This is a genomic window from Pedobacter sp. AK013 (genome assembly GCF_014205835.1).
In the GTDB taxonomy this organism is placed as follows: Bacteria; Bacteroidota; Bacteroidia; order Sphingobacteriales; family Sphingobacteriaceae; genus Pedobacter.
On sequence record NZ_JACHCQ010000013.1, the window covers coordinates 1 to 16,800 of the forward strand.

At 37.7% G+C, this 16,800-nt stretch carries 18 protein-coding genes; 8 read left to right on the forward strand and 10 right to left on the reverse strand.

Annotated features, from left to right (window positions below; all coding sequences use genetic code 11):
• Positions 1 to 154 precede the first annotated feature (154 nt).
• Positions 155 to 1,234, reverse strand: coding sequence for a glutamate 5-kinase (gene proB / locus HDC90_RS10430; RefSeq protein ID WP_184466062.1), 1,080 nt, complete (start codon positions 1,232 to 1,234; stop codon positions 155 to 157).
• Positions 1,235 to 1,477: 243 nt separating this feature from the next.
• Between proB and HDC90_RS10435 the strand changes: the two genes are divergently transcribed.
• From HDC90_RS10435 to HDC90_RS10455, 5 genes are all read left to right on the forward strand, one after another.
• Positions 1,478 to 3,628, forward strand: a complete 2,151-nt coding sequence (locus tag HDC90_RS10435; RefSeq protein WP_184466064.1) for a S9 family peptidase — start codon at positions 1,478 to 1,480, stop codon at positions 3,626 to 3,628.
• Between the two features lie 128 nt (positions 3,629 to 3,756).
• Positions 3,757 to 4,209 (forward strand): hypothetical protein, encoded by a 453-nt coding sequence (locus tag HDC90_RS10440; protein WP_184466066.1) that lies wholly within the window; start codon positions 3,757 to 3,759, stop codon positions 4,207 to 4,209.
• Between the two features lie 26 nt (positions 4,210 to 4,235).
• On the forward strand, positions 4,236 to 5,468 hold the full coding sequence (locus HDC90_RS10445) for a pitrilysin family protein (RefSeq protein ID WP_184466068.1): 1,233 nt from the start codon (positions 4,236 to 4,238) through the stop codon (positions 5,466 to 5,468).
• Between the two features lie 144 nt (positions 5,469 to 5,612).
• The gene (def, locus tag HDC90_RS10450) at positions 5,613 to 6,173 is read left to right on the forward strand and encodes a peptide deformylase (RefSeq protein WP_184466070.1); all 561 of its coding nucleotides are present in this window, start codon (positions 5,613 to 5,615) and stop codon (positions 6,171 to 6,173) included.
• 4 nt (positions 6,174 to 6,177) lie between these two features.
• Entirely contained in the window at positions 6,178 to 6,690 is a 513-nt protein-coding gene (locus HDC90_RS10455) for a hypothetical protein (RefSeq protein WP_184466072.1), read from the forward strand.
• A 246-nt stretch (positions 6,691 to 6,936) separates the two neighbouring features.
• Here the strand turns inward: HDC90_RS10455 and HDC90_RS10460 are convergent, their stop codons facing one another.
• From HDC90_RS10460 to HDC90_RS10475, 4 genes are all read right to left on the reverse strand, one after another.
• Complete coding sequence (locus HDC90_RS10460) at positions 6,937 to 7,293, reverse strand: hypothetical protein (protein ID WP_184466074.1); 357 nt, start codon at positions 7,291 to 7,293, stop codon at positions 6,937 to 6,939.
• Between the two features lie 107 nt (positions 7,294 to 7,400).
• Positions 7,401 to 8,036, reverse strand: coding sequence for a carboxypeptidase-like regulatory domain-containing protein (locus tag HDC90_RS10465; RefSeq protein ID WP_167295865.1), 636 nt, complete (start codon positions 8,034 to 8,036; stop codon positions 7,401 to 7,403).
• 53 nt (positions 8,037 to 8,089) lie between these two features.
• Positions 8,090 to 8,335, reverse strand: a complete 246-nt coding sequence (locus HDC90_RS10470; RefSeq protein ID WP_029274884.1) for a NifU family protein — start codon at positions 8,333 to 8,335, stop codon at positions 8,090 to 8,092.
• Positions 8,336 to 8,369: 34 nt separating this feature from the next.
• Positions 8,370 to 9,446 (reverse strand): Mrp/NBP35 family ATP-binding protein, encoded by a 1,077-nt coding sequence (locus tag HDC90_RS10475; RefSeq protein WP_184466076.1) that lies wholly within the window; start codon positions 9,444 to 9,446, stop codon positions 8,370 to 8,372.
• Positions 9,447 to 9,577: 131 nt separating this feature from the next.
• Between HDC90_RS10475 and HDC90_RS10480 the strand changes: the two genes are divergently transcribed.
• From HDC90_RS10480 to HDC90_RS10490, 3 genes are all read left to right on the forward strand, one after another.
• Entirely contained in the window at positions 9,578 to 11,737 is a 2,160-nt protein-coding gene (locus HDC90_RS10480) for a transglycosylase domain-containing protein (RefSeq protein WP_184466078.1), read from the forward strand.
• A gap of 142 nt (positions 11,738 to 11,879) precedes the next feature.
• Entirely contained in the window at positions 11,880 to 12,422 is a 543-nt protein-coding gene (gene hpt, locus HDC90_RS10485) for a hypoxanthine phosphoribosyltransferase (protein WP_184466080.1), read from the forward strand.
• A gap of 55 nt (positions 12,423 to 12,477) precedes the next feature.
• Positions 12,478 to 13,137, forward strand: a complete 660-nt coding sequence (locus tag HDC90_RS10490; protein ID WP_184466082.1) for a phosphatidylserine decarboxylase family protein — start codon at positions 12,478 to 12,480, stop codon at positions 13,135 to 13,137.
• 476 nt (positions 13,138 to 13,613) lie between these two features.
• Here the strand turns inward: HDC90_RS10490 and HDC90_RS10495 are convergent, their stop codons facing one another.
• From HDC90_RS10495 to HDC90_RS10515, 5 genes are all read right to left on the reverse strand, one after another.
• Positions 13,614 to 14,789, reverse strand: coding sequence for a mechanosensitive ion channel family protein (locus HDC90_RS10495; protein ID WP_184466084.1), 1,176 nt, complete (start codon positions 14,787 to 14,789; stop codon positions 13,614 to 13,616).
• A gap of 70 nt (positions 14,790 to 14,859) precedes the next feature.
• Entirely contained in the window at positions 14,860 to 15,207 is a 348-nt protein-coding gene (gene rplS, locus HDC90_RS10500; RefSeq protein ID WP_057930964.1) for a 50S ribosomal protein L19, read from the reverse strand.
• A 138-nt stretch (positions 15,208 to 15,345) separates the two neighbouring features.
• On the reverse strand, positions 15,346 to 16,020 hold the full coding sequence (gene trmD / locus HDC90_RS10505) for a tRNA (guanosine(37)-N1)-methyltransferase TrmD (RefSeq protein ID WP_184466086.1): 675 nt from the start codon (positions 16,018 to 16,020) through the stop codon (positions 15,346 to 15,348).
• A 60-nt stretch (positions 16,021 to 16,080) separates the two neighbouring features.
• A complete protein-coding gene (locus HDC90_RS10510) occupies positions 16,081 to 16,284 on the reverse strand; it encodes a helix-turn-helix transcriptional regulator (protein ID WP_184466088.1) in 204 nt (67 codons plus the stop codon).
• Positions 16,274 to 16,723, reverse strand: coding sequence for a hypothetical protein (locus HDC90_RS10515; RefSeq protein WP_184466090.1), 450 nt, complete (start codon positions 16,721 to 16,723; stop codon positions 16,274 to 16,276). The genes HDC90_RS10510 and HDC90_RS10515 overlap by 11 nt, the downstream gene beginning before the upstream one ends.
• Between the last annotated feature and the right edge of the window lie 77 nt (positions 16,724 to 16,800).

A 16,800-nucleotide genomic window follows, 5' to 3' on the forward strand; every position in this document is an offset into this window, starting at 1 on the left:
ACCTTAGAAATAGATTTTAAAACATAAACAACCTTAATTAGCCAATAAGCCTTATTTATCTTCAATAATCAATTTTAACCGGACAACAGTGAATTTATTTCAGCATCTGTTAATTAAGATCCTGAAACAAGTTCAGGATGACGAGTTTAATTTATTAAATAGCCGAATAAAAATAATCGTAATGCACCAGGGCTTTTTGCTTTTTTTGCCCAATGCGTTCCCGGGCCTTATCTGATCCATATTCCGCGATACCCAATCCGATCAGGCTATTTTTTTCGTCAATGATTTTAATAATATCGCCTTTTAAAAAGTCGGTTTGTATTTCGATAATCCCTACCGGCAATAAGCTGGTTGCTTTGCCAGAGGTTAATACCGTTTTTGCGCCATCGTTTAACTTCACCACACCAGTTGCTGCAGTTTCAGAATGGGCAATCCATTTTTTCTTGCCCGATTTACTTTTTTCCGGCACAAAACGGGTGTGTACCAGATCATTATTCAACAAAGAAATCAGTACATTATCTTTCGTTCCATTGGCAATATGCACAGAAATGCCCAATTTAGCCACCTTTTGTGCCATGGTCGATTTGGTAATCATTCCGCCACGGCCAAATTGCGATTTACCCGTTTGTATAAAAGAAGCCAGATTAGCAACCGAGCCATTAATTTCCTCAATAACGGCCGAACCTGCAACTTTCGGATCTCCATTATAAATGCCATTTACATTCGATAAAATAATCAACGCATCAGCATTTAACATCGAGGCAATTAGCCCTGCAAGTTCATCATTATCCGTAAACATCAGCTCAGTAACCGAAACTACATCATTTTCATTCACCACAGGAATTACCTCATTTTGAAGCAAAATCTGTAAGCAGTTTTTCATATTTAAATAATGCGCCCGATCACGAAAATCTTCTTTTGTAACCAAAACCTGTGCGCACTGAATTTCATGGGTGGCAAAAAAATTAGCGTAGGTATTGATCAGTTTAACCTGACCAATGGCCGCCAATAGTTGTCGGGTAGTTACGGCATCTTGTTTTTCCGATACTTTGATCAAACTTCTGCCTGATGCTACTGCACCTGAAGACACTAAAATAACTTCAACACCCTGCTTTTTAATGTCTGACAATTGATTTACAAGGTGTTTTATCCTTGTTTCATCAGGCAAACCATTCGCCTGCGTAATTACATTCGAACCAACTTTAACAACTATTTTTTTGTACCCTAATTTCATTATTATTTTCAAGCAATTTGATGTGGCAATTTACCATCAATTTTTCTAATTCAGATGATTATCTATAGGCATAATGGATTTTTGCTAAAATGGCAATTGGTGTGGAGTTGGGGGTTTGGCGTTCAGAGCCGATTAACCGATTTAAACAGTTTATACCATTAACCATCTCACCACTAATGACTAATGACCACTGAACTATTGAACTAAATTATTTAAATTGCATTCAACCTAATTCAAACCACTATGAAACGTATCTTAACTGGCTTAATTGTACTTAGTACAGTTATGGCTTGCAACAACCCTCAAAAAAAAGAAATGAAAGCAATAAAGTGGCCTGATGCCAAAGCACCAGTAGCAGAAATTATTCCGCACCAACGAGTTATACACGGCGATACCGTGGTAGATAACTACTATTGGATGATTGATTACTTTAAAAAAGGTCCTGACAGTACAAAAGTTGTCGATTATTTAAAAGCCGAAAACAGCTACCTCAACACGATGATGAAAAGTACTGATCAATTTCAGGCTGATCTGTTTAAAGAAATGAAAGGTAGGATTAAAGAAAAAGATGAGTCTGTCCCTGTTTTCAAAAATGGCTATTTTTATTACACCAGAACCGAAGACGGGCAGCAATATTTTAAGTATTGCCGTAAAAAGGGGCGTTTATCAGCTTCGGAAGAGATATTATTAGATGTAGATAAACTGGCAAAAGGCCATGCCTATTACAGCGCAACCGGATTTAGTGTTAGTCCCGACAATAAACTTTTAGCCTTTGGTGTAGATCAGGTTTCTCGCCGCCAATATACCATCAATGTTAAAAATTTAGAAACTGGCGAAATGCTGAAAGATGCCATTACCAACACCGAGGGCGGGGTAGCATGGGCGAATGATAATAAAACACTTTTTTATACCTCAAAAAACCCAGTTACACTATTAAGCGAAAAAATCAAAAAACACACGCTTGGTACCGATGCTAAAACGGATATGGTTGTTTATGATGAAAAAGACAACAGTAATTATATCGGTGTAATGAAATCGAAAAATGGCCGTTTTATTTTCATTGCATCACAAGGGACATTAACTACCGAATATAGGATGATTGATGCCGACCATCCAGAAGCTGCTTTTAAAGTATTTTCGCCCCGCTCAAAAGATGTACTATACGATATTTTAACCGTAGATGATAAGTTTTACATCATAACCAACTGGAATGCCAAAAATTTCCGTTTGATGCAATGCCCGCTGGATAAAACAGAAAAAGAAAACTGGAAAGAGGTTATTCCGAACCGAAAAGATGTATTATTGGAATACGGAGAAGAATTTAAAGATCATCTGGTATTATCTGAACGTAAAAATGGCTTAACCGAGCTGCGCGTACTGAAAAAAGATGGTAGCGATTATTATATCAAGTTTGATGAACCTGTTTATGCTGTCGGTGTTGGCGCAAACCCAGAGTATAACAGCAAAACACTGCGTTATTCGTACACCTCTTTAACCACACCAAACTCAGTTTACGATTACGACCTGGAGAAAAAGGATAAAAAACTAATGAAACAGCAGGAAGTTGTTGGCGGTTACGATCCTAAAGATTACGCAACAGAACGTGTTTTCGCTACGGCAAAAGACGGTACAAAAATACCGATTGCCCTAGTTTACAAAAAGGGCTTCAAAAAGAGCAGCAACGCTCCATTATTACTTTATGCGTATGGATCTTACGGATCGAGCACGGATGCAAATTTCTCTTCACCTAGGCTGAGTTTGTTAAACCGCGGCTTTGTTTTCGCTATTGCCAACATCCGCGGTGGGCAGGAAATGGGGCGTCAGTGGTATGAAGATGGTAAACTGATGAAAAAGAAAAACACTTTCACCGATTTTATTTCGGCAGGGGAATATCTCGTTGATCAGAAATACACGTCAAAAGGCCATTTATATGCACATGGAGGTAGCGCAGGTGGTTTATTGATGGGCGCGGTTGCTAATATGGCACCCGATTTATGGAATGGTATTATTGCTGATGTTCCTTTTGTAGATGTAATTAATACCATGCTGGATGAAAGCATTCCACTAACCACCAACGAGTTCGATGAGTGGGGCAACCCAAAACAAAAAGCGGCTTACGATTATATGAAAAGCTATTCCCCTTATGAAAATGTAGAGAAAAAAGCTTACCCAAATATGTTAGTTACTACAGGCTTACATGATAGCCAGGTACAGTATTTCGAACCTGCCAAATGGGTAGCTAAATTAAGGGCTACAAAAACCGACAAAAATGTTTTACTGCTTAAAACTAATATGGAATTTGGTCATGGCGGGGCATCTGGTCGTTTTGACTACTTAAAAGATGTTTCTTTAAGATGGGCATTTTTGTTTGCGCTCGAGGGGATAACTAAATAAAATTTTAATCGGCTCGTCATTCCCAACCTGATTGGGAATCTTAATGCATAAACGCTTTAGGATTCCCACCTGCAGGGGAATGACACCCGTTTTTTTAAAACCATTAATCAATTATATATCACCCCATAATGAACACCAAACTAAAAACACTTCAAATTATCCACCTTGCTTTATGCTCTGGTGTTTTCCTCTTTGCATTAGTAACCATCTTTCTCAACCGTGAGATCATGTTTTTTGATGCGAACCCCAAAACCACTTCACCTTTTAATCCGATATTTCCAATCATGGGATTGATTACCATTTCGGCAAGCATCTTTTTTCACAGAAATTTAATGGCTAAAATCGACAAAAGCGCAACAGCTGAGACCAAGATCAATATGTATCAAAGTGCATTTATCATTAGCGCAGCTATGCTAGAAGGCGGAGCGCTCTTCAACATTGTTGGTTTCTTTATGACACATAATTCATTCTTTTTAATATTTGGTGCTGTTAATTTTATTTTTTTGATACTGAAGCGGCCAACTAAAGATAAATTGATTTCCGCTTTACAATTGCAATACCCGGATACAGAGTCATTGTAAGCAATTAGCCTTATCTTTGCCCCTCAATGGAATACAATGTTCACACTTTGCCAAACGGCATACGCTTATTGCACGTACCTTCAGCATCCGCCATATCTCATGCATGCATCATCGTTAATACAGGATCGCGGGATGAGCCTGAAGGCAAAGCGGGTTTAGCACACTTTATTGAGCATTTGATTTTTAAGCGTACCGAAAAACGGAGCACCAACCAGATTTTAAATCGTTTGGAAAGTGTTGGGGCAGATTTAAATGCCTATACCACGAAAGAATATACTTGTGTGCACGCTTCTTTCTTAAATCCATATTTAGATAGAACCTTAGATCTTTTCAATGATATACTCTTCCATTCTACTTTTCCTGAAGAGGAAATGGAAAAAGAGAAAAGTGTAATCCTGGATGAAATTTCTTCTTATCTCGATCAGCCCGAAGAAGCCATTAATGATGATTTTGAAGATATGCTTTTCGCTGGCCATGCTTTGGGCAACAATATTTTAGGCACAACAGCATCTGTTCAGCATTTTACCAGGGAGGATGTAATTAATTTTAGAAAAGCGAATTATCGTACCAACGAAATTGTGGTGGCCGTTTTAGGCAATTATACTTTAAATAGTGTTATAAATAAAGGAAGTAAACATTTTGCTGGCGTAGAAGAAAACAACCCAGATAAAGTAAGGGTAAAACCTAATATACTTCCGCAAAGCAATACGACTATTTATAAGCCGATTATGCAGGCACACTGCATTTTAGGTGCGCAGGCATATTCTACGCACCAATTGCAAAAGGTACCTTTAATGCTGTTAAATAATTACTTTGGCGGCAATGGTATGAGTTCGGTATTAAATCTGCAGATCAGAGAAAAATATGGCATTGCTTATACCATCGAATCTAATTTTTCGCCCTTAAGTGATACTGGTATTTTTTCTATTTATTTCGGAACAGATAAAGAAAAACAGACCAAAGCACTCGCTTTAATTTTTAAGGAGATCAAAAAGCTCAGAGAACACCCTTTAAATGACATACAGCTTCAAAAAGCCAAAAACAAATTTATCGGACAGATTGCTTTGGGTGAAGAAAACAGGATCGGTTTAATCATTTCAATGGCAAAAAGCCTGATCGATCACAACAAAATCGATTCTCTGGAAACTGTTTTTGAGAAAATAAATGCAGTTACAACCAAGCAAATGGCTGAAGTTACCGATGAGATTTTAAATATCGAGCAACTGAATATCTTTACTTTCTGCCCAATAGAGGAATAATTCTTATTTTTGTAAGTCAAATCTTCTTATTTGTCTTCCTGAGCTTATCGAAGGACTTAATAATGGGTCTTCGACAAGCTCAGACTGACACCATTTTACAATAATTAATGAGTTCAGGTTCGCACCTGAAAAAAATATAATACAATGAAATTACCAATAGTAGCTTACGGTGATCCTGTTTTAAAAAAAGTAGGAACCGATATTGATAAAGATTATCCAGAATTAAAACAATTAATCAGCGACATGTTCGACACCATGTATTATGCAAACGGTGTGGGCTTAGCTGCCCCTCAAATTGGTTTACCCATCCGTTTGTTTATTGTAGATACAGGTGATGACGAAGACGGTAAACCAGGCTATAAAAAAGTATTTATCAATGCCGAAATTCTGGAAGAAACCGGCGAAGCATGGAGCTTCAACGAAGGTTGTTTAAGTATTCCTGATATCCGCGAAAACATTATGCGCAAGCCGAACATCAAGATTACCTATTTCGACGAAAACTGGGTAGAACATACCGACGATGTTGACGGAATGCCAGCACGCGTAATTCAGCACGAATACGACCACATCGAAGGCAAGTTATTTACCGATAAAGTAAGTGTATTACGTAAAACCATGCTTAAAAGTAAATTGGATGCGATTTCGAAAGGAAATATCAAAACAGATTACAAAATGAAGTTTCCGAACAAGAGCAAAAAAAGATAATGTAATGAACCATTGTTGGCGGTTATTAAGTAAAGGTTGCCTCGTTATTTTGATGGGCATTAGCCTGATTAGCTGCCAACAAATTACTCCCTCAAAAATCCATTACAGTTATGATAATGGACCTGAAATCGATACCTCCTATATTGCTATATTTCCTTTCGAAAAAAAATCTGCTTTTCGAAAACCTGCGCAGTTGACCAGGACTGACCTAATAGAAATAGATAAAATCTTATTAAAATTTGCCGAAGATTATAATAAGCATATGTTAAGTTTTATTTCGCCTAAAGACGATAAAAGTAACTACCTCATAGATCTTAAAGATTACAAACGGCAATATACTCCAACAACTAATAGTAAGGGCGAAAAAGAGGTATTAATTTACTGCATTTGTAACAACTCTAACGCCAATTGGAAAAAGGAACGCATAGTTGTTCGTGATGGGGGCAAATGTTACTTCATGGTAAAAGTTAATCTCGTAACAAAGGGTTTCGAAAGCGCTGTTAACGGCAATGCATAGTTTTGATTAAAAAAGCAGTGCCTTGGCCGTGTATCCAAGATCCACTATCATAATGACAAAACTATTTATTCCGCCGCCAGTCTTTCCCCTTAAAGATCAGTTGCGGCTCAACCTTAAAAACAACATTTAGCGCTTTTCTGCATTCCTCACAATCAGATTTGAAACCAACAGTTACAATTAAATAACAAAACCCAAGCATGCCCAATGCGACTAATGAACCAAACGCCAGATTCGGCTCATGTTTCTTTATTGCCCCAAAAAGAAATATAATGCAAAAACTGTAGCAAGTGAACACCAAATCATTAAAAAACCTTTCACAAGTGGCATTAAACTTAGTTGAACATCTACTTTACAACCATTACCCTCTGTAAATATTTCTCCTGAAATCTCTGCCTGAAAAGAGTTTCTGTATGATAAATTTCTCTGAATGGTGAATGTAGACTGATAGATATAACCCTTAAACAGTTCAACCTCGGGATTTTTAGGAAAAAGAGTTGCAAAGATATTTTGATCTTTTGATATCGCTTTTGATAAATTATTCCAGGCTTCGGCAACTGAAATATCCGAATGTAATATAAATGATTGAGAGGGAAAAAATTTCATGTTATGATAGCACTATATTCTGAAATAATTTCGATAGCTATCGGATCAGGATGATGATTGTAGGGCCGCGTTCACAAGACTAAGGACTCGGGACTTAAGACTCCAGACTAATTATTCCGGCTCTTATCGCCATCAAAAATCTGCTGCATCAGCTTGCCCCAGGCGAAAGGATTAAGTAGGGGATTGGTTTGCACCATATTCTTATTAATCATCCTGTCAAAATTATACCGATAATTCTGACTTCCGATTTCCTGCCCATCACGCGGTAACGTTTGGATCAAGCCATCAATTGATGAACGCGAAAGGTTCTTTTTGGCAATAGCCATATCATCATCCGCCAGTTTCATGGATAAAAACTCGCGGGTAAACTCTTCTGTTGTCGCCCAAGGGAAAACACGCACCGATGGCAAATCGATTACATTGGCTTTCAACTTAACCATAATTGTGTACTTGCTGTCTGGCGTACTTTCTGGAATCACTGTAGAAAACTTCTTGTAACCAATGGCCGTGAACAAAATGGTATCGCCAGGATTAACAATAAATGTAAAATATCCTCTGTAATCCGCACCAACCCTTTTACTCTTGGCAGAAAGATTGGTGATAGTAACGTAAGGTATGACGTTTGAGCTATCGATATCGGTAATAATCCCAGAAAATTGGATGAGTTTATCCTGTGCCGGCTTTTGTTGTGCAAAAGCGGTAACAGAAAAAATTAAGCAAATCAGGGCAATACAATATCTCATTAAGACAAAAGTAATTTTATTAATAAAACTTCCTTGTTAAATAGTGTTAAAGCTTAATCTTGCTCGGCCATGTTAACGGCAACTACAGAAGTGATCTGTGGAACAGCTTTCATAATGGCTTGTTCGATACCAGATTTCATAGTCATGAAACTCATCGGGCAAGAACCGCAGTTGCCTAAAAGTTTAAGCTTTACTGTTCCTTCAGATGTAATTTCTTCAACAGAAACATCACCTCCATCAGCCTTTAAATACGGCCTGATAGTTTCCAATGCCTGTTCTACTTGTTCTGTTAAATTCATTATATATATTTTAATTTATAAAAATAGTAATTTTTTAGCAATTCACCATTTGCGCGTTATTGATGGATATCTGTTGTGCAATTTTACTTGCAATATCTCCAAATATAACATCCAGCAAAGGATTTTGATTCAGTGCCACCGGCTTCCCTTTATCTCCTGCCTCCGAAATACTTTGGATAATTGGAATTTCACCTAAAAATGGTACTTCAAAACGTGCCGCAAGTTCGGTGCCGCCACCTTTTCCGAAAATATAATATTTATTCTCCGGCAATTCTGCTGGCGTAAAATACGACATGTTTTCTATAACACCTAAAATCGGGATATTGATTCCTGGCATTCTGAACATTGCCAAACCCTTATGTGTATCGGCCAGTGCAACCTGTTGCGGTGTAGTAACCACAACCGCCCCTGAAATTGGGAAACTCTGCGTAATAGTGATGTGTATATCGCCCGTTCCCGGTGGAAGATCGACGATCAGATAATCCAGTTCTCCCCAATTGGTATCATTAAACAACTGTTTTACTGCATTCGAAGCCATTGGGCCACGCCATGGCACTGGCTGACCAGGATCTGCAAAAAAACCTAATGACAATAGTTTTATTCCGTATTTTTCGATCGGTAAAATTTTCGTTTTACCATCAGCAGTTTCTTCTGCGCCTGGCTTGGCATCAACCAGATCGAACATGGTTGGTACAGATGGGCCATAAATATCCGCATCAATAAGGCCAACTTTGGCACCATCTTTAGCCAATACAACGGCCAGATTACTCGCCACAGTAGATTTACCAACCCCTCCTTTTCCAGATGAAACCAAAATGATGTTTTTGATGTTATCTAATGATGATGAATTACTTGGTTGAGTAACCCTCGAAGTTACATTGATCATTACTTCTGCCGTTGGCGATACAAAATGCTTAATGGCATTTGTACAGGCATTTTTTAGCATTTCCTTCATCGGACATGCCGGCGTAGTAAGCTCTAATGTAAAATTGACCTGGTTATCTGTTATCTGTAAATCTTTAATCATGTTTAAAGTAACCAGATCTTTTTTAAGATCGGGATCTTCAACATTTTTAAGCGCATCTAAAACTTGTTGCGGGCTAATCTGCATGGTATTAATTTAAATTCAAAATTAACAAAACATAGCCACAAATACTTTTATTTAGGCTTTTTAACTGTAATTTTAACACGAAATAAACATTTAATTGTTACGTTTAAGCAATTAACCATTTTAACGACTATATGCAAATACCAAAAATTAAGATCCCCAAAAAATATTTAAAAATCGGAGCCTGGGTTTTAGGTGTTTTTTTAGTTGTTTGTATTGCTTTAGGTACGGTAGCCTATAGCAAAAGGGAAGCTCTTCTTAAAAAAATGGTGGCTAAAGCAATTGCCAAGGCCGATAAAGATTATGACTTGGAGGTTAAAATCGGATCGGTTGGTTTTACCGGGCTCAGCACCGTTAAAATGACCAACATTTCTGTTGTCCCGAAAGATCGGGACACACTTTCTAACATCGGTGAACTCAGCGTAGGCGTAAAACTTTTTCCGCTCATTTTTGGCAAAGTAAAACTCTCTGAAGTAAAACTGAACAATGGTTTTGTAGGCGTAGTGCTTAAAGATTCGACAACAAATATCGATTTCATCTTAAAACGTAAGAAAAAAGACAGCACTCAGACCAACCAAAAAGCCAACTTGCCAGAAATAGCGAGCAACATCTTAAATCAGGTTTTATATAAAATCCCTGACGATATGGATGTGAAAAACATGGTTTTTAAACTAAACGATCACGATACGGCCAAATTGAGTTTTGCAACGACAGCCACAATAGATGGCGGCGATTTAAAATCGACCATTGATGTGAACAATAACGAATCTACCTGGCATGTTAATGGTTATGTTAATCCAGGCAGTAAAGAGTTAAACTTTATGGCATATGCCGATGGAAAAAAGCTGGAATTACCCTACCTCAACAATAAACTGCATGCCAAGCTGAGCTTTGATACTTTGCAAACCGAATTAAAAAATGCCAAATACAGTGGCGATGATTATAAGATATCTGGCTCCTGGTCAGTTAAAAACATGCTGATTAATCAACCTCGCATTGCTTCAAACGATATTATTATCCAAAGCGCAAAACTGGACGCAGATATTTTAGTCGGACCTAATTACATTGCTTTAGACAGTACCTCAACCGCTTATCTAAAAAATGCACAGATCCACCCGTTTGTTAAATATACTTTAGGAAAAAATAAAATATACGAGTTAAAGCTAAGTGCCGAAGAGCAGGATGCTCAAGGGGTTTTAGATGCTTTTCCACAAGGCCTGTTTGAATCCCTGGAGGGCTTAAAAGTACAAGGCAAGGTTAAATACAACCTTAATTTTTACCTGGATACCAAAGTGCCAGATAGCGTGCGTTTCAACTCCACACTTACACCGGTTAACTTCAAAATTGTGCAGTGGGGCAAAACCAACCTGCAAAAAATCAATAATACTTTTGTATATACACCTTACGAGTACGGCAAACCGATGCGCGATATTACTATTGGCCCATCTAACCCGAACTTTACACCATTATCGGCCATTTCAAAGAATTTTATCAATGCCGTTTTAACTGCAGAAGATCCTTCGTTTTTTACGCACAATGGTTTTGTTGAAGAATCGATCCGCAAATCAATCGCCGTAAATTTTAAGGAAAAGAAATTTAAGCGTGGAGGCAGTACTATCAGCATGCAGTTGGTTAAAAATGTGTATTTGAGCCGTCAGAAAACGCTGGCCCGTAAAGCCGAAGAGATTTTGATTGTTTGGCTTATTGAACATAACCACCTGATTAGCAAACAGCGGATGCTGGAGGTATATTTCAACATTATGGAACTGGGACAGAATATTTATGGGATAGGGGAAGCATCAAGGTATTATTTTGGAAAACAACCTGCCGATTTAACCATTGGAGACGGATTGTTCCTGGCCAGTATTGTACCTAAACCAAAAGCATCGATGTATAAATTCATGGCTGATGGTAGCCTGAAGCCTTATATGTTCAACTACTTCAGGTTTATGGGTAATATTATGGCCAGAAAAGGCTTAACACCTAGCGATACCGCTGGTTATGGCTTTTACAATGTTCGCCTGAGAGAAGGACTCCGCCGTTATTTGGCGCCTGATACTGCTGTGGTTGATACCTCTGCATTTGACGACGATGGAGATGGCCTGCCGGTAGTAATTGTACACGATAAAAATAAGAATTTCTTCGAACGCCTTTTTGGTGGCGGATCTAAAAAAGACACAACAACCAAACAGACCACCACGCCTGCCGATACCACTAAAACCAAAAAACAATTGAGGCAGGAGCGAAGAGAAGAACGAAGACGCCAAAAGGAATTGGAGAAAAGTCAACAGTAGGCAGTTTTCAATTGACAGTTTACAGTTTTTAGTTAACCCAACGATTAACCAGTTAAAAAATTTATACAATTAACCGAAATCCGTTTTTAATTGGCGGTTAGCCGTTTACAACTTTCCAACATTTAAAATATTTAACATCAAAATGCACAAAATAAAAGTAGAGGACAAAGAGTTCGAGATATTTTTAGAGAATGATACCCTAAACAAAAGGATCCGTTTGCTGGGCATTCAGATGAACGTGGACTATGAGGGTAAATGCCCGCTATTTATTGGTATATTAAATGGAAGTTTCCTATTTATGGCTGATTTGATTAAAGAGATTAATGTACCTTGTGAAGTTGCCTTTATGCGTGTGGCTTCTTACCAGGGAACAGCAAGTTCTGGAAATATAAAAGAACTGATCGGATTACCAGATAACATCGAAGGCAGAGATATTATCATTGTGGAAGATATTGTTGATACAGGCTTAACCTTAACGCATATTTTAAAAACAATAACTGAAAAAAATCCGGCTTCAGTTAAAGTAGCGTCTCTTTTACTTAAGCCAAGTGCATTAAAACACGAAATTAAAGCGCTAGAGTACGTTGGTTTTGAAATACCTAACGAGTTTGTGGTGGGCTATGGCCTGGACTATAACGGCCTTGGCAGAAACCTGACAGATATTTACAGGGCAACTGGCGCATAATTTTTAGATTGGATTAATTTATTTTTCGCACCTTTGCCCAATAATTTCTAAAACAATGACCATACATAAAGAAGGCTACACCACCATTGCCTTAAGCATCTTGTTTATTTTCGTAATCAACGCCGTAGTCGATTATAAATACCATGATATTACCTGGTTACGCTGGTTCATTTATCTCTTTTCAGCTGCATTATTTATCATTGTATTGCAGTTTTTCCGCAACCCGAGCCGTAGCTTTTCTTCAGGCGAAAACCTAGTTATTTGCCCTGCAGATGGTAAAGTAGTGGTAATTGAAGAAACAGAAGAAGGCGAATACTTTAAGGATAAACGTTTACAGGTTTCAATTTTTATGTCACCTATAAATGTTCACATTAACCGCAACCCGATTTCGGGAGTGGTAAAGTTCTTCAAATATCACCCAGGAAAATATCTTGCTGCGTGGAATCCAAAATCTTCAACAGAAAACGAACGTACTACAACCGTTGTTGAACATAAAAATGGCACTCCTATATTGTTCCGTCAAATTGCGGGGGCCTTGGCGCGTAGAATTGTATGGTACGTAAAAGAAGGCGATCAAGTTGTACAAACAGAACAATTTGGTTTTATTAAATTCGGATCAAGGGTTGATGTATTTTTACCGGTAGGCACAAAAGTGAATGTAGAACTTAACCAGGTTGTAAAAGGTGGGATAACTACCCTGGCTACCTTGAGTTAAAAGAAAAATACAATTATAATAAAAGCCGATTTAGTTTATACTAAGTCGGCTTTTTCATTATAGTATACTTCTTTTCGAGATATCTTAGTTGTCTGCGAGGGCACGTACTACGGAAGATGAAATATTTTGAAACACAAAAAGGCGCCATATAAACCTCCTATGATAGTAACGAAAAGTCCGCATCCCAATTTTTCACCGGGAGGACTTGAAGTGGATAGCAGGAACAAACTTTAATCATTCCCACAGACTTTGATTTCCAAAAAAAGCAACCTTTTTACTTATCTAACGCACTTTCTTTATGGTACTTTCTTTAATTAACACTCACTCTTTGTCAGTCTGAGCTTGTCGAAGACCTTAAATGCGAAAAACCTAAAAAAGATTGTCCTTCAACAGGCTTAGGATGACATCCTTTTTGTTTTTCTACTAATAAAGTATTGAGCAACGTATAGACTGCATGACCACGGCACTTAACCGCTTTAATCCATACTGTCATTACCTACCTCTTCATGATTACCTGCCGAAGTAGGCTTATCGCTAATTAAACGTTGCGTTGGGTAAGCAAAATCTGATTTATTGCGAATAACGATATCCATAATTTCGAGATTGATTTCCTGCCTGATTTTAAGGAATTCAGCATATTCAAGTACGGTTACAAAATAGTTAACTTCTACATTTAGACCAGAATCTCCAAAGCTTTTAAAAGAGGCATTTCCATCGTTACTGGTACCCTGGTGTTGGTTAATATAATCCTGTATTTCGGAAATAATTTTTCTTAATGAATCAGAATTGGTTTCGTAGGTAAGCCCAATCACAAACGACACCTTACGCGAATTTCGCAAGGAAAGGTTTTCTAAAACCCCATCTATCATACCCCTATTAGGTAGGGTAGCCATGGTTTTTTCGGAAGTTCTGATCCTTGTACTCCTAAAACCAACCTTTTCAACCGTACCTTCCACGCCATCAACCTTTACCAGGTCGCCAACAGTAAAAGGTTTATCTAAAAAGATGGTGAATGATCCTATTAGGTTCTCTAAGCTCTCTTTAGCAGCCAAAGCAATGGCAATACCACCAATACCCAATCCGGTAATCAGCGTTAATACATTAACTTCGAAAACAAAACCAAGCAGAGTGAAAAAACCGATAAAGATTACGATCGTTTTAAACAGTTCTTTTAAAAAGGGTACCAATTGATCGTCGGCCTTATTATCCGTAAGCGAAGCTTTATACAGAAGCACATGGCTAATGAAGTCGATTATCCTTAAAATAATCCAAAAAATAGATAAGATGATCCCAAATAAAAATATCCGGTCTATACAATCGCCGATGGTTACCGGTATCAGCTCTTTAACTTTGCCTATTAATTTGCTGTAATGAAATACAGCCACCTCTAACGGGTGTTTTAACTGATTAATGGAAAGGTAAAGCGTAGTTAATAGAATAAAAACCTCAATGGGTTTTAGCAATAAGGCAACAAAAGCATCGTTATGCGATTGATTTGAAAAGTTTCTGAAAAGCTTAAACAGCAGCCTGCTTAGCAGCTTAGAAACGATATTCTTAAAAACTAAGCCTAAAAAAAGTATCCCTCCGAAAAGGAAATAGGCTTTTACGGTGTTGCCCCAAAAAACTTGGTCGAAAAAAGCAGAATTTAACATTTGATAAAGGTACAAACAAAAAAACCTCCACGAAATTAATCGTGAAGGCTATATCTTATAATAAAGAATATTATTTTCTCAAAGATTTGATACGAGCAGCTTTACCAGTTAAAGCACGTAAATAGAACAATTTTGCTCTACGAACTTTACCATAGCTATTCACTTCTACTTTCTCAATGTTTGGAGAACTAAAAGGGAAAATACGCTCAACACCAACGCCGTTGCTCATTTTACGAACGGTGAAGGTTTCGTTAGCACCTGCACTGTTACGTTGTATTACAACACCTTGGTAAATTTGAACACGTTCTTTATTACCTTCGCGAATTTTATAGTGTACGCTCACTGTATCGCCAGACTTGAACGCAGGAAAATCTTTTTTCGCGATGGCCTGCTCTTCAACAAATTTTACTAAATCCATGATTTTAAGCTATTAAACCAACTTTCTTTACCTTGAAAATCGGATTGCAATATTAGGGATTTTTTTTCATATAAAAAAACCTATTTTAATTTTTTCCACAATCTTTATGAATTCCACATTCGATTGGGCTAAATGCTTCTATTCCAAAAGATCAGGGCGGCGTGTTTTAGTTCGTTCTAAGGCCTGTTCATGCCTCCATTCGTTCACTTTAGCCTCATGGCCGCTTAATAAAACATCGGGCACTTTATGTCCACGCCAGTCTGCCGGGCGGGTATAAACCGGTGCATCAAGCAGCTCTCCCTGAAAACTATCGGATAGGGCCGAAGTTTCATCATTTAAAACCCCCGGGATTAAACGCACAACAGCATCCACCACAATTGCAGCAGGCAGCTCGCCTCCACTCAAAACATAATCTCCAACCGATATTTCCCTCGTTACAAAGATATCCCGTATGCGCTGATCTATACCCTTGTAATGGCCGCATAAAATAATGATATTCTTTTTAATAGAGAGTTCGTTAGCCGTGCTCTGGTTTAAAGTAACGCCATCGGGACTCATGAAAATAACTTCATCATATTCTCTCTCGGCTTGAAGTTTTTCGATACAGGTCGCAAAAGGCTCAATACTCATTACCATACCGCTACCACCACCATACTGGTAATCGTCTACACTTTTTTGTTTGTTGGTAGCATAATCCCTCAGGTTATGCACAACAATTTCGGCAATGCCTTTTTTTTGCGCACGTTGCAAAATAGAATGGGCAAACGGACTTTCTAATAAGGCGGGCAAAACTGTTATAATATCGAAACGCATGGTGCAAAGGTAAGTCTTTAGTCTGAAGTCTTTAGCCTGAAGGCAAACTTTTGGGGGAGATCACCAGTCTCCTTCTTCTAAATTGAATATTTCTTCTACCGGTTTATCAAAAACTTTGGCCATTTTTAACGCCAAAACCGTTGATGGAACATACTTGCCTGATTCGATGGTGTTAATGGTCTGCCGCGAAACCTGAATAAGATCTGCAAGTTCTGCCTGTGTAATGTTTTTTATGGCGCGTTGAACACGGATATTATTTTTCATCAGAAACCCCTTCTGTCCTTAAACGGTACAAACTAAAATTAAACTTTATAATGAAAACCAACAGCACAGTTAACATATTGTAAATCATAAAAGCCAAAAACATACCTCCGTAAATGGTCCACGTTGCAATAAATAAAACACCATAGGATATTAAAACCGACCATTGCCAGCTTTTTAACCGCAACAACGAAATATATTCGTCTTCGTTCTTTTCTTTCGAAAATGAAATTAATAAAAGTCCGATTATTACAAAACTCAAAATAATCTCATCCCACAAATTCCCATCCGACCAATTGAGTACCCTGGGTATTAACGTGAGCATAATTTTAGGAACTGGTAAATCGAAATAACTAATTACCCAGTAAGTACCTGAAGATAAAACAAAAACGATCCAACCAATTACTTTGAATTTGTTTGAGATCAAAAGCGAATTTTTCATATATCAAATATTTTTTACCAAATGTAAAGTATTTTTGATATTAATGTCAAGTATTTTTTACTAAAAGATTGTTTTAT

Coding starts and splice junctions, on each gene's coding strand:
- trmD (WP_184466086.1), bottom strand. CDS start 16,020: ATGCGTTTCGATATTATAACAGTTTTGCCCGCCTTATTAGAAAGTCCG.
- HDC90_RS10475 (WP_184466076.1), bottom strand. CDS start 9,446: ATGCAGATTAGCCCGCAACAAGTTTTAGATGCGCTTAAAAATGTTGAA.
- rplS (WP_057930964.1), bottom strand. CDS start 15,207: ATGGATTTAGTAAAATTTGTTGAAGAGCAGGCCATCGCGAAAAAAGAT.
- HDC90_RS10495 (WP_184466084.1), bottom strand. CDS start 14,789: ATGTTAAATTCTGCTTTTTTCGACCAAGTTTTTTGGGGCAACACCGTA.
- HDC90_RS10460 (WP_184466074.1), bottom strand. CDS start 7,293: ATGAAATTTTTTCCCTCTCAATCATTTATATTACATTCGGATATTTCA.
- hpt (WP_184466080.1), top strand. CDS start 11,880: ATGCACAAAATAAAAGTAGAGGACAAAGAGTTCGAGATATTTTTAGAG.
- HDC90_RS10445 (WP_184466068.1), top strand. CDS start 4,236: ATGGAATACAATGTTCACACTTTGCCAAACGGCATACGCTTATTGCAC.
- HDC90_RS10470 (WP_029274884.1), bottom strand. CDS start 8,335: ATGAATTTAACAGAACAAGTAGAACAGGCATTGGAAACTATCAGGCCG.
- HDC90_RS10480 (WP_184466078.1), top strand. CDS start 9,578: ATGCAAATACCAAAAATTAAGATCCCCAAAAAATATTTAAAAATCGGA.
- HDC90_RS10515 (WP_184466090.1), bottom strand. CDS start 16,723: ATGAAAAATTCGCTTTTGATCTCAAACAAATTCAAAGTAATTGGTTGG.
- HDC90_RS10455 (WP_184466072.1), top strand. CDS start 6,178: ATGAACCATTGTTGGCGGTTATTAAGTAAAGGTTGCCTCGTTATTTTG.
- HDC90_RS10435 (WP_184466064.1), top strand. CDS start 1,478: ATGAAACGTATCTTAACTGGCTTAATTGTACTTAGTACAGTTATGGCT.
- HDC90_RS10490 (WP_184466082.1), top strand. CDS start 12,478: ATGACCATACATAAAGAAGGCTACACCACCATTGCCTTAAGCATCTTG.
- proB (WP_184466062.1), bottom strand. CDS start 1,234: ATGAAATTAGGGTACAAAAAAATAGTTGTTAAAGTTGGTTCGAATGTA.
- HDC90_RS10465 (WP_167295865.1), bottom strand. CDS start 8,036: ATGAGATATTGTATTGCCCTGATTTGCTTAATTTTTTCTGTTACCGCT.
- HDC90_RS10440 (WP_184466066.1), top strand. CDS start 3,757: ATGAACACCAAACTAAAAACACTTCAAATTATCCACCTTGCTTTATGC.
- HDC90_RS10510 (WP_184466088.1), bottom strand. CDS start 16,284: ATGAAAAATAATATCCGTGTTCAACGCGCCATAAAAAACATTACACAG.
- def (WP_184466070.1), top strand. CDS start 5,613: ATGAAATTACCAATAGTAGCTTACGGTGATCCTGTTTTAAAAAAAGTA.